Source organism: Runella sp. R0.1_18, assembly GCF_057652155.1.
Map to the genome: position 1 here is coordinate 448,118 of NZ_JBYFCK010000002.1, position 15,527 is coordinate 463,644.

At 44.2% G+C, this 15,527-nt stretch carries 10 protein-coding genes; 2 read left to right on the forward strand and 8 right to left on the reverse strand.

Going from position 1 to position 15,527, the window contains the following annotated elements; all coding sequences use genetic code 11:
• Positions 1–11: 11 nt before the first annotated feature.
• The 4 genes from AC23P2_RS04640 to AC23P2_RS04655 form a co-directional block, all read right to left on the reverse strand.
• Positions 12–1,262 carry an ABC transporter ATP-binding protein gene (locus AC23P2_RS04640; RefSeq protein ID WP_122933200.1) on the reverse strand — a complete coding sequence of 417 codons (1,251 nt, stop codon included), beginning with the start codon at positions 1,260–1,262 and terminating at the stop codon, positions 12–14.
• 35 nt (positions 1,263–1,297) lie between these two features.
• Positions 1,298–2,140, reverse strand: coding sequence for an ABC transporter permease (locus AC23P2_RS04645; protein ID WP_028523121.1), 843 nt, complete (start codon positions 2,138–2,140; stop codon positions 1,298–1,300).
• Positions 2,141–2,223: 83 nt separating this feature from the next.
• Positions 2,224–3,303 carry a hypothetical protein gene (locus tag AC23P2_RS04650; RefSeq protein WP_487772117.1) on the reverse strand — a complete coding sequence of 360 codons (1,080 nt, stop codon included), beginning with the start codon at positions 3,301–3,303 and terminating at the stop codon, positions 2,224–2,226.
• Between the two features lie 24 nt (positions 3,304–3,327).
• On the reverse strand, positions 3,328–5,814 hold the full coding sequence (locus AC23P2_RS04655) for an SLBB domain-containing protein (protein WP_487772118.1): 2,487 nt from the start codon (positions 5,812–5,814) through the stop codon (positions 3,328–3,330).
• Between the two features lie 406 nt (positions 5,815–6,220).
• Between AC23P2_RS04655 and AC23P2_RS04660 the strand changes: the two genes are divergently transcribed.
• A complete protein-coding gene (locus tag AC23P2_RS04660; RefSeq protein ID WP_183974868.1) occupies positions 6,221–8,107 on the forward strand; it encodes a DNA topoisomerase IV subunit B in 1,887 nt (628 codons plus the stop codon).
• Between the two features lie 56 nt (positions 8,108–8,163).
• Here AC23P2_RS04660 and gldG read toward each other — a convergent pair whose 3' ends face one another.
• From gldG to nth, 3 genes are all read right to left on the reverse strand, one after another.
• Entirely contained in the window at positions 8,164–9,795 is a 1,632-nt protein-coding gene (gene gldG, locus AC23P2_RS04665) for a gliding motility-associated ABC transporter substrate-binding protein GldG (protein ID WP_487772119.1), read from the reverse strand.
• A gap of 192 nt (positions 9,796–9,987) precedes the next feature.
• A complete protein-coding gene (locus tag AC23P2_RS04670; RefSeq protein ID WP_487772120.1) occupies positions 9,988–11,073 on the reverse strand; it encodes an aminotransferase class V-fold PLP-dependent enzyme in 1,086 nt (361 codons plus the stop codon).
• A 55-nt stretch (positions 11,074–11,128) separates the two neighbouring features.
• Positions 11,129–11,788, reverse strand: coding sequence for an endonuclease III (nth, locus tag AC23P2_RS04675; protein ID WP_487772121.1), 660 nt, complete (start codon positions 11,786–11,788; stop codon positions 11,129–11,131).
• 155 nt (positions 11,789–11,943) lie between these two features.
• On the opposite strand from nth, the gene AC23P2_RS04680 reads away from it, so the two are divergent.
• Positions 11,944–14,199, forward strand: coding sequence for a S9 family peptidase (locus AC23P2_RS04680; protein WP_487772122.1), 2,256 nt, complete (start codon positions 11,944–11,946; stop codon positions 14,197–14,199).
• 526 nt (positions 14,200–14,725) lie between these two features.
• On the opposite strand, the gene AC23P2_RS04685 is transcribed toward AC23P2_RS04680, so the two are convergent.
• A complete protein-coding gene (locus AC23P2_RS04685; protein WP_487772123.1) occupies positions 14,726–15,340 on the reverse strand; it encodes an IMPACT family protein in 615 nt (204 codons plus the stop codon).
• Positions 15,341–15,527 lie beyond the last annotated feature (187 nt).

The window sequence follows — 15,527 nt, forward strand, 5'->3', positions numbered from 1 at the left end:
AATCCAGCCGTTTAAACCAATACTTCTGATTGGCTGATTTGAAAGTTAAACTGAGGGCGTACATAACCAGGCCATTTGCCATACCACGTCACACCTTCACGGTGGTCTTCGACTTCAAACGAAACCGCTTCGGCCAATTGGTATAAAACGGTAGAGGTATCTTTGACAACCATCACCGATATGACATACGAACCATCATTGAGAAAATTGCCAGGAATATCAAGCGTTGCCGACACCAAACCTTTGTCAAAAGACTGCGATGTAGTCCCAACGTTAAATATACACTCGCCAGTAAAAGCATAAAGATGCAAGCTCAAGTTAAGGTCGGCGCGCTCGGCCATGTTCCAAAACTCAATGTGTACTTTTATGGGGGTCGTTACGTCGATGTACAACTTTCCACTGGCATACGCAGGCTTCACTCGAATGCTACGGAAACGCACATCATCGGTTCCTGGGCCTTCTTCGGGCGTTTCCCAAGTGTGCTCAAGGGTAGTTTTTGCAACGTGGCTCAAGTAGTTGTTAACTACGTGTGTCGTATCTCCTTGTAATTTGAGGCGGCCGTGTTCGAAATAGAAAGCACGATTACACAACGATTGCACCGCGGCAAGGTTGTGACTCACAAACAAAATGGTACGGCCACTTTCCGAAACATCACGCATTTTACCGAGGCATTTTTTCTGAAAATCAGCATCTCCTACGGCCAACACTTCGTCGATAATAAGAATTTCGGGGCTCAAGTGCGCTGAAATGGCAAAGCCCAAACGAACATACATTCCAGAAGAATAACGTTTTACGGGCGTATCCAAAAACTTATCGACTCCCGCAAAATCAACAATGCTATCAAACGCAGCCTTGATTTCGTGGCGTTTCATGCCCAAAATAGCCCCGTTTAAGAAGATATTCTCGCGCCCAGTAAGTTCGGGGTGGAACCCAGTACCTACTTCAAGCAAACTAGCGACTCGTCCTTTGATGGTCACTCGACCGTTGGTAGGCTCCGTGATTTTGCTTAAAATTTTCAGCAAAGTCGATTTGCCTGCACCGTTGTGACCAATGATACCAACACGGTCGCCTTGGTTCACGCTAAAATTCACATCACGCAAGGCCCAAAACTCCTCGTGTTCGACTTCGTCTTCCTCTCCCTTGCCAAAAAAATGCTTAAATTTCTCCGAAAAAGTATCTCGTAATGTATAATTCTTACGAGCCTTTTTTTGGTGATCTATGATATATTTTTTGCTAATATCTTCCGCAACGATAACCTCCATTGGTCGTATAGGTATTGTTCTAGTTTCAAAAGTAATCAAATGTAGTCAACAAACGAATTTTCTTCTTTACGAAAATAGTAAATCGAAATACCCAATACAGCTACTGTGAAACCTATTGTACTGTACAAACTACTTACTTTAAAGAAGGCGCCATCACCCAAAAGACACCACTTAAACCCATCAATAATACTTACCATCGGGTTGAGATAATACAAGTCATACCACCAAGCCCCTTGGTTAGACTCTACCATACTACTACTGTAAGCGATAGGGCAGGCGTAAAATCCTATTTGAACAATAAAAGGAATCAACTGGGCAATGTCCCTGAAGCGCACATTCATCACGGCAAAAAATAGTCCAAAAGCCAGCGAAGCCGCCAATGTCAAAAGAACAAAAGCGGGGAAAAGCAAAAGTTGCCAACTTGGAAAATGTTTGTACCAAATGGCAATAAGTACGTAGAGAACAATCGAAATAATGAAATCGACAAACCCTACAACCACCGAACTCAATGGCATGATTAAACGCGGGAAATAGGTTTTGGTCACCAAGTTAGAATTCAGCAAAATACTGTGGCTAATTTGGGTAAAAGTTGTCGAGAAGAAGTTCCAAATGGTGATTCCTGCCAAGACCATCAACGGATAAGGGATTCCTTCATCTCCTTTGAATTTGGCTACTTTATCAAACACAAAAACCATGACGAGCATGGTTGCAAAAGGCCGAATGACAGCCCAGCCAGCCCCCACTACGGTTTGCTTGTAGCGAACTGATAAATCGCGACGAGAAAGAATCAACAACAATTCCCGATTTTTCCACAAGTCACGCCAGTAGTTTTTTGCTCCGTGACCCGCTTCAATAATTACTTCTTCCGAATGCGCCATTGTTTTTTTACGTTCAGATTTGACACCAAAAATAAAGCTTTGAGCAGGATTTCTCCCACCCAAAGCTTCTTTTCTGTTTTTAATTATTTATTTTTCATGTCTCTCAATGCTTCGCCGTACGTTTGTTTAGCGAGCACAAAGATAATTGCCACAATGAGTCCTAACATCGCCCCAAACTTGGTGTTCTCACGGGTGAATAGTCGCGTTTCAAGTGGTAAAACTGCGGGTTCGATGATGGTAAATAAAGGAGCCTCTTTGACAATCGACATCCGTAAGTTTTCTAAACTACGCGAAGCCTCCAAATAGAGCGAAGAAACAAAAGTATTGCTTCGAGTTAAGCGTCCTTCTTCCACTTTGGCCGTGGGAGCAACCGCATCGGTATTGATGACCACAGTCCGCGCTAAACTGCTCTCAGTACGGTTCAACACACGTCCTAGTGAATCCACCCGACGCTGCATAATGCCCATCATCTCGCGCGACTTACGCGTTTGGGTTTCTTGGTAAACTCTTTCGATGGTTGTCAACAGCAACTCGGCAAATGTTTTTGATACCTGCTCATTTTCCATCGACACCGTCAGGTCATAAAAAGCCGTCTTAATGTCTGGTTGCAAGATTTTAATTTCTCGGTCTTTTACCCGATAAAGTACCCCATCAAACACTTGACGTTCTACCTTAGTCATCGAATCGCGGCGATTGTGCGTGATGCGGACATTCATCCATTCAGGTAAAAAGCTTGCCCACTCATCTTGACGCAAATAGGTCGAATCGAGGTAGTAATTCACAAACTTCTCCTTTTTGCCATTGCTCAAAGTCACCGTTGACAGCAATGCTCTTTCCAACACGGGGCGCGTTTTGATGACATAAAACAGGTTTTCTCCTCTAAATAACCCCGCATCTCCACCTTGCCCAGCACCTGACATTCCCAGAAGGCTTCCAAAACCTCCCATGTCTTGTCCGCCAGACGCGCCACTGATGCTAAAAACAATTTTAGCTAAGTATTGAAGACGTTTATTTTTTTCGGCATCTATGTAGTATCCTATTCCCGTACCAATTGCCGTAATTAATATAATAATCCACCAATTTTTAAGAACTAGATTTTTGGTAGCTATTATTTTTTGAAAAATCAGCTTGGGCGTGAGGGTTACTTGCTCTTGTTGTTCCATAAAAGCTTCTAAGTTAATTCTTTTTTAATTTGCACCTAATACTCTGAAAGCCAACACAGTAGTGATTAATGTCATTACCGTTGATGAAATGCCAATCACTGATTGAAGTGCTCTTTGAGCCTCTGCGAGGTCTGATTGTGTACGTTGTGGCACATGGATTTCAGAACCAGGTTCTACTTTTGGATACACATTGAAGAACAAGAACTTGCGTGTACGGTCAATTGAACCATTAGGGTAAATCACATACGACTTACGTTTAAGTGACATCCGCGTAAAGCCGCCTCCCTGCGAAACATAATCCATAAACGAATTACCGTTGCGGTATTTTACCGTGGTTGGGAAAAGAAGCTCTCCTTGCAAGCGTACTGTTTCGAGGCGTTTAGGAATGTCAATCACGTCACCATCTTGAAGGATGATATCCTCGCGGCCTCCTGGGCTACGAAGAATACGACCCAAATCAATGCCAATAGCTTCTTGCTTATCTTTGACCACCCCTTCGTCGTCGAAACGACCTTTTTTAGCATCGTCCGAAATTTCAGATACTGCACGGTTACGTTGTGCGATTTCTTCGTCCGAAAGTGTAATTTTACGCAACAACGTCGCTCCATTTACGTACGCTTGTGCTGTCAATCCTCCTGCACGCTTGAGTAAGTCCGACAATTTCTCATCCTTGGTTTTGATACCATATATACCAGGGCTTACGATTTCGCCTTTGAAAGTCACGAATGTTTGCGGCTGATAGTTTGACGATGGACGTACTAATACTTCATCGTACGGCTCCAATATAAAACGGCTGTCGTTACCGTCGAGTGTAAGATCGCGATTAACGTCAAACAAGAATATATCAGCTACTTGCGCAGTGGCAGACTGTACATTTACATCACGCTTGCGGCGTACTATTTCAATTTGCGATGTTGATGCGGATTCTTTAAAACCTCCCGAACGAATGATCGCATCTTCTAACGTAAGGTTGGTGCTGAATGGCAAATTTACTTCTGGACCCTGATTTACTTCTCCAATTACTTTAATGAAAGCACCTTCACGAAGCTCAAATTTAGAAGGGATAATCACTTGGTCTTCACGCTGAAGGATTAAATCTTGGGTTTTGCCGTTGAGCATATCCGCTAGATTCAACGAAATATTTTCTACCGACAAGTCTTCCCGTGTACGAATCACATTCACACGCCCCGTAAAAGCTTCGCCTGTAAGTCCTTCGGCACTTTTAATTAGCTGAAGCAAGGTTTTATTTTGGTCCAATGAATATTGTCCTGGACGAAACACAGGCCCTGAGATAACGACCATGTTTTCAAAACGCGCCAACAACATATCAGCCGTAATCTCGTCACCATTTTTAGGAATGTATGTACCATATTCCGTCGAACGCACGTCCACAATACGACGCTCTTTGGCCGTAAGTCCTAATAGCTTCAAACGATCCGTATAAGCATTGTCAGTAAAGCCACCTGCGTAGTTCAAAACGTTACTCATTGTTTCGTTTTCGAGCAATTCATACAAGCCTGGGCGTTTTACATTCCCTTTTATCTCTACCCGTTTTTTGTAAACACTCACTTGAATGATGTCATTATCTTGCAAACGAATGTCCGAGTTCAATGTTCCGTTCATCAACAGTTCGTATAAATCGAGGGTTGCTACGGTTTTGTTCTTACGTACCACCTGAATCTGACGGAATGATCCTAATTCATTAGGGCCTCCTGTAAGATAGAGCGCATTCAACGCCGTCGAAAGTGACGAAACATTGTAAGTTCCTGGCGTAGTAACCTCACCCAATACTGTCACCCGAATGGTACGAATTCGTCCCAAACGCAATTGAAGAAAAGTACTTGCACTACTTCCTGGCGCCCCCAGATTATTGTAATAAGGCGAAAGGCGAGTGATTAATTCTTTTTGTGCCTGCTCAATCGAGCGGCCGCTTAATTGAACTGGACCAACCGCTTTCACAAATGCAAATCCATCTGAGTTAACGGGCAGTTCTAACATCGACTGTGAGTAACCGTAGATGTACGCCATCAACTCATCCCCTGGCCCAATGGTATAGTCACGGGGGGTAGCGATGTTATCAGAAGGTGCAAATGAGACATTTGGATTATTAAAAAGCTGGTACCCAAAAATCTTACGACGCATCTTATTCAACTCAGCCTGACGATACGCTTCTTCTGTATCTTCATTTGACTGAGCATCAGTGGTTGTCGTTTCTTTGTCATTTGCTTTTTCTACCTGATTGATAAGAGCCTTAGGATCAGCGCTTTTCTTTGCATCAGTTCCTTTGTCGGCCGTAGTAGTAGTAGGCGACGTTGTCGTGGTAGGAGCCGTTGAGCCTGGCGTTGTAGAAGCAGGGGCTTGACCCTGCGCAGGCGCCGAACTTGAACTTGAGCTACTACTTCCTGGACCAGCAGGAGTTTGGGCGTTTACTAAAGTGGCTGTTAATAAACTAATCGAAAATAGGTGTAAGACTGCGCGTCCTGCGCTAAAATCTTTAAAAAACTTCTTCATGAAATGTGTTTCAGAGAAAAAAGGTAGATTCTGATTAACAATAAATTAACACGATAGACAAGCCAATATTTATACAGAATCAAATTGGCCGACAAAGTAACGTAACTTTTTTAGTTTTTTAAACTTTTTTCTTTTTTACGGCCATTTTCTGGGCTTATTGTATGATTTTTCCGATATTTTCATGGTTTTGTTACTACTTTGTTTTTTCTGTAAAGTTTTAGACGAAAATTAATAAAAAGAACTTTGTTTTACAAAGTAAATACTTTCACCCCCAATATGACAAGTATTTGGTCAGAAATTTTTTGAGTTAAGACAGCACTTGTGCTTCAAGACTTAAAATTGTAAGTTTGTAAAATCATACCAAAGGCTATCTACAAGCCTGCTACAAATAATCTTTGAACTATTAATGGCAGAACAAGTAAAGTACGACGAAAGCAGTATTCGTTCGCTCGATTGGAAAGAACACATCCGATTACGTCCTGGAATGTACATTGGCAAGCTCGGCGATGGCTCGGCAGCCGATGATGGTATTTACGTCTTGGTCAAGGAGATTGCTGATAACTCCATCGACGAACATACCATGGGTTTCGGGAAAACAATTGATATAAAAATTTCAGAACACCGCGTTGAAGTTCGTGACTACGGACGGGGGATTCCGCTTGGCAAAGTCGTGGATTGCGTTTCTAAAATCAATACGGGTGGAAAGTATGATTCGGGCGCTTTTCAAAAATCAGTAGGACTCAACGGAGTCGGGACAAAGGCAGTTAACGCCCTTTCTTCCTACTTCAAAGTGCAGTCGTTCCGCGAAGGAAAAACCAAATGGGTCGAATTTCGCAAAGGTGAAATCGTAACAGAATCGGGCGAAGAAGATACCAATCAGCGCAACGGCACCTTGATGATTTTTGAGCCTGACAACACTATTTTCAAAAATTACCATTACATCCCGCAGTTTTTGGATAACATGATTTGGAATTACTGTTATCTCAACGCTGGCCTGACCATCAATTATAACGGGCAAAAATTCGTTTCTCAAAACGGTTTGCTCGACTTGCTCCGTAATAAAACCGACGAAGATTCGATTCGCTACCCCATTATCCACCTCAAAGGGTCGGACATTGAGATTGCGATGACACACGGCAACCAATACGGTGAAGAATATTACTCGTTCGTAAACGGTCAATATACCACCCAAGGCGGAACCCACCTGATGGCATTTCGGCAATCGCTGGTTGATACTGTACGTGACCACTTCGGCAAAGACTATGCCGTAGAAGACATTCGGGCTTCTATCATCGCGGCAGTAAGTGTTCGGGTGCAAGAACCTGTTTTCGAGTCACAAACCAAAACTAAGCTAGGTTCAAGCAATATCTCTCCCGACCCCAATAGCCCTACCGTACGTACATTTGTCAACGACTTTCTCAAAGCAAAACTTGACAATTTCCTTCACATGAACCCAGCGGTTAAGGAAGCGTTGAAAAAACGGATTGAACAGTCCGAACGCGAGCGGAAAGAATTGGCGGGTATCAAAAAATTGGCGAACGAACGGGCAAAAAAGGCAAGCTTGCATAACAAAAAACTGCGCGATTGTCGCATTCACCTTCCTGACGTAAAATCAGACGACCGTTACGAAACGACGTTGTTTATTACCGAGGGAGACTCGGCCAGTGGTTCGATTACCAAATCCCGCAATGTACAAACCCAAGGAGTATTTAGCTTGCGCGGCAAACCACTGAATTGTTTTGGTTTAACCAAAAAAGTGGTGTATGAAAACGAAGAGTTTAACCTCCTTCAACACGCCTTAGATATCGAAGAAGGCCTGGAAAATTTACGTTTCAATCGCATCGTAATTGCTACCGATGCCGACGTGGACGGGATGCACATTCGTTTGTTGATGCTGACATTTTTCTTGCAATTTTTCCCTGATTTGGTTCGAAACGGGCATTTATACATTTTGCAGACGCCACTTTTCCGCGTCCGCAATCCCCGAAATCACAAAGAGACGATTTATTGCTACAGCGACGAAGAGCGCCAAAAAGCACTCAAAAAACTAGGAGGTAACAAAAAGGTAGAAATTACGCGATTCAAAGGGCTTGGGGAAATCTCCCCCGAAGAGTTTGGAAAGTTTATTGGGGAAAACATTCGCCTCGAACCTGTAATTTTGGAAAAAGAGACCACTATTCCCAAATTATTGACGTACTACATGGGCAAAAACACCCCCGAACGCCAACGGTTTATCATTGATAATTTGCGGGTCGAAAAAGACGTGGTTGAAGACCCCAACCTCGCGGCTTAGCTTATTGTTGTTCCCTGCGCGCCGTTGCAAACACGGTACGCAGGGAACTGTGATTTTTAACTCCCGTATTGACGTTTACGATTCCATTGCCACACCAAGCCCACTACACCAATCAATAACAAAGGGCCTATCAAGTTCAACAGTTGCCACTGCGTACGCTCTTCTTTAAGTCGCAGTTTATCCAACGGCCGCAGCGTTACTTGTTTGTTTCGTGCCGTAATTAATCCTTCAGAGTCAGCTAAATAATCTACGGCGTACAACGCAAAATCACGGTTAGCAAAGGTATTGCCCGAAAGGCGGTCATAGCCCAACGGTAACGGTGCGTTACGCTTGTAATCAATGTCATTCACAATCAAATCGCCATCGGATACCACAATCATTTGGGTAGGCTTGCTTTTCCCCACAAACGATTTTGTACGCGGGTCGCTGGGCAACAAACGATTATTGTACAACGACGAAAACGAGCCTTCCAACAACACCGCAATGGGCTTTTCACCTGCGTTGTACTCACGTGGGTCGGGTTGCTGACGTGCTTCGTTGTAACCTACCAAAACGGGCGCTTTGCGTAGCTGTGTATAACGCGAGGTCAGAAGCAATGGTGTTTTCTTGATGCCATCCACCTGAATGGTGTCAATACTACTGGGGAAGCGAGTATAAAGGGCATCCAAGTTTCGGACTATGGGGTGTTTTCCAAAATTATTAATCAAGGGAAAGAAACGCCACGGCATCGGCTGAATCTGCGGTTTGTCGCCCATGTTCCCCACGTTGAGGGGAATCATGGCACAACTCAAATCTTTGATTAAGTTCTGGTTGATTCGGCAGCCGTATTTGAATAACAAATCATCGAGATTGACATCCAATGGTTGCGCAAACGTTCCCTCCAAACTTACGCTATCAACGCGCGCACCGTCGGCAAACATCAACAATTTCCCTCCGCGCATGACAAACTGATCAAGGCGGTATTTTTCGTCTTCACTAAAGGGTGTATCGGGTTTGGGAATCACCAACAAGTCGCCTTTATCCCAATTCTCAGGGTTTTGAATATCGAAATAGAGGTCATAATTCTGTTGGAGATTGGCCAAAAAATCTGAAAAACGTGGCGGGGGCACTTTGGTATGACCCACCAAAACACCGATTCGTTTGCGGTCTTTTTGCGCCAATCGGCGAATCGCCGATGCCAATTCAAACTCTACTCCTTCGTACGATTGGTTGAGTTGTTCTTCCGACGTCGCTGATTTATTCCCTTTCAACAGTTGTACTGGGTACTCTTTGCCTTCATATACCAAAACAGCGCCTGGAAACACCAAACGCTCAGTACGTTTTCCTTCTTCGTTGGCAAACAAATTGGTCGGAATCAAACCTTTACCAATAAGTTCTTCTTGAAGCTTGGGCTCGATGGGTTCAATAAAGCGATAGGCCACATTGCCTCCACCATAATCAGCAAATGATTCCAGGGTTTCTTGAATGGCGCGTTCCAAACGTTCAAAACCAGCGGGAAAGTCGCCCGTCAGATAGACCTTAATTACCACTTGGTGGTCTAAGTTTTGGAGGAGTTTTTTAGTGGCGTCTGAAATCGTATAGCGTTTTTCTTGGGTCAAGTCCCAACGAAAGAACACAAATGCTGCGATAACATTTATTCCGACTAAAATCCCAATAAAAAGCGCAATACGTGCAAGTTTCGACTTCATACGTCCCAATTTTCGGCTACAGATACTCCAAAAACGAACAACGATGCTTTATCGCATTAGCAGGGCGTTTTTTTGTTGTTATGAAACATTAGTCAGACGATAGTCAGACTAATAATTCGTCGATAGTCAGGCCATTGTTGAATCGTCTGACTCTCGAACACTTCCTCCGTCTGACTATCGTCTGACGGCGGGTTAATTCTCTAATTTTTTCAGCTCTTCAATCAACAACTCCACTTGTTCAAGCGAAACGGCAGGGAAGTTAGCAATGCGAATCTGACTATCTTTAAACGGGCCATAACCACTTCCAACCACCATGTTGGATTTTTTCACTTCCGCAATGACTGCTGCCGATGACTTGCTGGTATTAGCCACTACGACCGTCCGCGAACGGTGTCTTTCTTCGGCTACCGCTGGACTAAACACATTACTCGTTTCGACGTATTTATTGAGGACTTTGTACTTTTCTTCGGTTTGTTTCCGAACCACATCCGCGCCGATGATATTGAGGTCTTCGGCGATTTTACCGAGCAAATAAATCCCCAGCACATTAGGCGTAGCGGGAGTTTCGTAGGTTTTGAAGTTTTTCCAAAGCGCAGGTAGGTTGTGGTGTGCTCCAATCGTGATGTCATCGTATTTGTTCAACCGCTCCGACTTCGTAAGACATTTGTCGTTGGCAATCCACACCCCTAGCCCCGCAGGTAAGCCAAACGCTTTTTGTACGGAGAAGAAGGCAGTATCAATCACGCCAAAGTCTAATTCGGGATAAGGTGCCGAAGACACCATGTCAACCGCAATCAATTTCTTAGAATTGCTCCGCTTCAATTTATGAATGTCGGGCTCGCGCATCTGAACGCCCGAACTCGTTTCGTTTTGAGTCACGCAAATAACTTCAGCATATTCAGGAACTTCTACTTCGCCATAATCAAAACCTTCACCAAACGGTTTTTCTTGTTTGTGGGCAAATTTGCGCAAGGATACCCCATACTCGTAGAATTTCTTGGAAAATGAGCCATTGACTAAGTGAAAACTTTCGTGCTCCACGCAATTAAGTAATATACGCTCCCACACTTCCGACGCCGAGCCCGTAAAAAAAATTGCGTGCGATTCGGGAATGTTCATCAATGTACGGAGTTGCTCGACCGTGAACTTGTAAATGTCTCTGAACTTCTGGCTTCGGTGCGAAATTGAGCCAAGTTGGTTTTCGACAGCCGTACGTAAATGTTGCTCGAAGGTAGGATACATCTCTGCGGGTCCTGCCGTAAAATACACTTGTTTCATCGGTAAGTAGGTGGTCAAAATGAAAGTAGGCCACAAAAATACGCTAAATTGCTGACTACTTCGGACTATTTTTCTTCTGTTGACTTTCAAAATACTTGCATAAATGAGTCAAATCGCATTTATCGCATTGCGGGCTACGGGCTAGGCACACGTATCGCCCGTGCAAAATGAGCCAATGGTGCGCCACAGGAATCACCGAATCAGGAATGTATTTGATGAGTTCTTTCTCAACAGCAAGCGGGGTTGTCGCTGTTTTAGGAACCAGTCCCAGTCGGTGCGATACCCGAAAAACGTGCGTATCAACGGCCATAGCAGGTTGGTTATAAATAACAGAGGCAATCACGTTAGCCGTTTTGCGTCCTACCCCTGGCATTTGCTGAAGTTCTTCGATAGAGCTTGGCACTTCCCCGCCAAACTTATCCAATAGCATTCGCGCCATTCCTACCAAATGTTTGGCTTTGTTGTTGGGATACGAAATACTACGAATATACTGAAAAACCTCATCGGAAGTGCTGTCGGCCAATGCCTGAGGGTCGGGATAACGCTCAAACAACGCTGGCGTCACCATGTTCACCCGCTTGTCGGTACACTGCGCCGACATAATGACCGCCACTAACAATTCGTACGGATTGGTGTAGTGCAATTCGGTTTCAGCTTGTGGGAATTTTTGAGAGAAATGCGCAATTAACTGGCGGTAACGTTCTTTTTTTAACATATACAAGTGCTTTTGCACGGTTATCCTTGGTGTTTGTGTGTTTCCAAAACAGCCCCCAAAGATACTTTTTTCCCTCAATATGGGTGATGTCGTTCATGGATAAGATTTGGCTATCTTTGTCGAGTTTTATCAGTTCACCTATTCATCAATCGTACATGAGAAAAACCACTATTTCCCTTAAACATTGGGGGGTTTCGTTTGCTTTTTTACTGGCTATCGTAGCAAGTCCATCTCAAGCCCAAAAGAAAACCCTAGCCCTCAACGACATTTATGGGCCTCAAGGCTCCGTTTTTACTCCTCGCACGGTTACGGGCGTCAATTGGATGCAAGCGGGAGGTTTTTATACGGCACAACAGGCAGGCAAAGTGGTCAAATACAGCATTGCCACGGGCGAAGCCGTCGAGACGTTGTTTGACCAATCGGCTGTGAAAGTTGAAGGCACCAACCAAAGTATTCAGTTTGATAGCTACGAGTTGAGTGCAAACGAGCAAAAACTGGTATTGACCACGGGCATTGAGCGTATCTACCGCCGTTCGTTCAAAGCTGATTTTTATGTGTATGACCTGCAAACCAAAAAGTTGGTTCAACTTTCAAAAAACGGTAAACAAATGCTCGCCACGCTCTCGCCTGATGGCTCGAAAGTAGCTTTTGTGCGGGATAACAATTTGTACATTACCGACCTCACCACCATGGCCGAGCGCGCTATCACGACCGATGGCCGCCGCAATGAAATCATCAACGGTGCCTGCGACTGGGTGTATGAAGAAGAATTTAGCTTTGCCAAAGCCTTCGAGTGGTCGCCCGATGGCACCAAACTTGCCTATTATCGTTTCGACGAAAGCCGCGTTCCTGAATACAACATGCAAATATGGGGCGATTTGTACCCCAAAGATTATCGTTACAAATATCCTAAAGCAGGCGAAGCTAATTCCGTTGTGCAGATTTGGGTACATCATCTGGCCACTAATCAGAAAACAAAAATCGAGGTGGGTTCTGAAACTGATCAGTACATTGCGCGCATCAAGTGGACTCAAAACGCCAACTTATTGTCGCTCAAGCGAATGAATCGCCTTCAAAACCGTTTGGATATTTTACACGCTGATGCCACCACGGGGCAGTCGCAAACTGTATGGAGTGAAGAAAGTAAAACGTACGTGGACTTGGAGTTTACCGACGACCTTACCTACTTGGCCGATGGCAAATCGTTTATTCAAACCTCTGAACGAAGCGGGTACAAGCACCTGTATTTGTACGACATCAATGGCACGCTGGTCAAACAACTGACTTCGGGCAACTGGGAAGTGACTGATATTGTGGGCATTGACGAGAAAAAACAAGTGATTTATTTTACTTCGTCGATGGTGTCGCCCATGGAGCGCCACTTATACAGCTTGAGTTTTGCAACGCCAGTGGCCAAAAAATCCAAGAAAGCCGCGCCAGTAGTTGCGCCCCAGCCCATCAAACTCACCGAAAAAGCAGGCAATAACGCCATCAACATGAGCCCTGATTGTAGCTACTACCTTGTCTATAATCAGTCGGCGCAAGAACCTCTGACCGTGAGTTTACACCAAAGCACCGCCACCCAAGCCGTGCGGATACTCGAAAACAACCAAAAGCTCCGCGAACGTTTGGCCGAGTACGACCTTCCCACTCAAAACTTTTTTAAGTTTACCACCACTCAAGGTACCGAACTAAACGGTTGGATGATTAAACCGTTGAACTTCGACGCCGCTAAAAAATACCCCGTGTTGATGTACGTATATGGCGGGCCAGGTTCGCAGACCGTCACCGATACGTGGACCAATGCCCTCATCGGCTGGTTTAAAGTATTGGCGACCAAAGGCTACCTGATTGTGTCGGTAGATGGGCGCGGCACGGGTGCGCGCGGAAACGCGTTTCGTACCTGCACATACGCGCAGCTTGGTAAACTCGAAACGGAAGACCAAATCGAAGGGGCGAAGTACTTGGCAACTCTCCCGTACGTGGACGCAAGTCGCATCGGCATCCACGGCCATAGCTACGGTGGCTACATGACATCCCTTTGTATGACCATTGGCGCCGACTATTTCAAAGCAGGAATTGCAGGAGCGCCCGTTACCACTTGGCGTTATTACGATACGATTTATACCGAGCGCTACCTCAAACGCCCCCAAGACAACGCTGCGGGCTACGACGACAACTCGCCGATTCAGCACGTGGATAAACTCAAGGGTAAGTTCTTCATCATTCACGGCACGGGCGACGACAACGTGCATTTCCAAAACTCCGTTGATTTTGTCAACGCCCTCATCAAAGCAGGAAAGCAGTTTGATTCGTTTTATTATCCCAACCGCAACCACGGCATAGGCGGCGGCAATACCCTCATTCACCGCTACCAAATGATGACAGATTGGGTATTAAAGAATTTGTAAAAAAGCATAGTCCGATAGTGCGCTCAAAAAGCGTGTTATCGGACTATCCGCTAAAACATTTATTCCTTCTATTTGTACTTTTCTAACAACCCCCTCTTTTTACCATTTTATTAAATATACTTATACACTATACCAATAGTATATAAGTAGTTTATTCCTTCGTTTATTGACCTCCGTGAAACATTTGATAAAATTCAATTCTGTGTAGATTTCACGGGCTAAAAAGTAGGTTTCACGGTTTTTTGCCAAAAAACTAATGTTACGATTTGGTTTTTACGTAATTTTCTATTGAAATTCATCATCACAATGTGGTTGACTTTCTCTAACCATTCATTGTATTTTTTAAACAAATAAAAAATGCCTACTACATTCAAATTGCTCTTAATCGGTATTATGCTTATTTTAACAGGATGCTACTTTTTTGTTTCCTCGACTGCCGTTGCCTTTGGGTACACTCTACTAGGGCTTGGCATACTCGTTGAAATGGCGGCTATTTTGTACGCTGTAATTCCCCAAAAGTGGCTTTCTAAATAGTCCCTTCAAACTCCAAGCGTAATGAATCTATTTTTTCTAATTTGCCAAGCACTTGATTCAGCATCGTTTTTCGGATTTCGAGTTGGAGGCTACATTCGTTGTCGAATTGTTGGTGTTGGGGCACTAGGTCAAACGCTTTGATGACCTTCATTACATCGTTCATTTGTTCGTATGGATAGACTAAGGTATAAACATCACGCACGTGCAATGTCACCACCTTTGCTACTTTGAGGGCTTCGTCGGTGGCAACTTTATAGGCATTGATAAGGCCAGGGACACCTAGCAGGGTTCCCCCAAAATACCGCACCACTACGACCAATACGTTGGTGAGGTCGTGGGCATAAATGGTGTTCAAAATCGGTTTTCCCGCCGACCCCGAAGGCTCGCCGTCGTCGTTGGCGCGGAATTGAGTACGGTCTAGCCCCAGTCGGTAAGCGTAACAGTGATGCACGGCTTTGGGGTGGAGTTCATATAGTTCGTTTAAATGACCTTTAGCGTCCTCTTCGGTCTTGATGGGGTATGCGTAGGCCCAAAACTTACTGCCTCGATCGCGAAAAAAACCTTCCGAAGAAGCCTCAATGGTTTTATAACTATCGTCAAATAACATTTTTAAATTATTTCTTTTTAGGAAAAAACTAATGCATTCATTTTTGTAAAAATATTCAAAAGTAGTACAAACCTGATAGGTTTTTAGAAACCTATCAGGTTTTAATGAGCTAAACCTCGTTTCAGACCGTTTATCACAATAATTTATGAACACTTCCGTAAATAAGTTGTTTTACCTCCAAATCAAT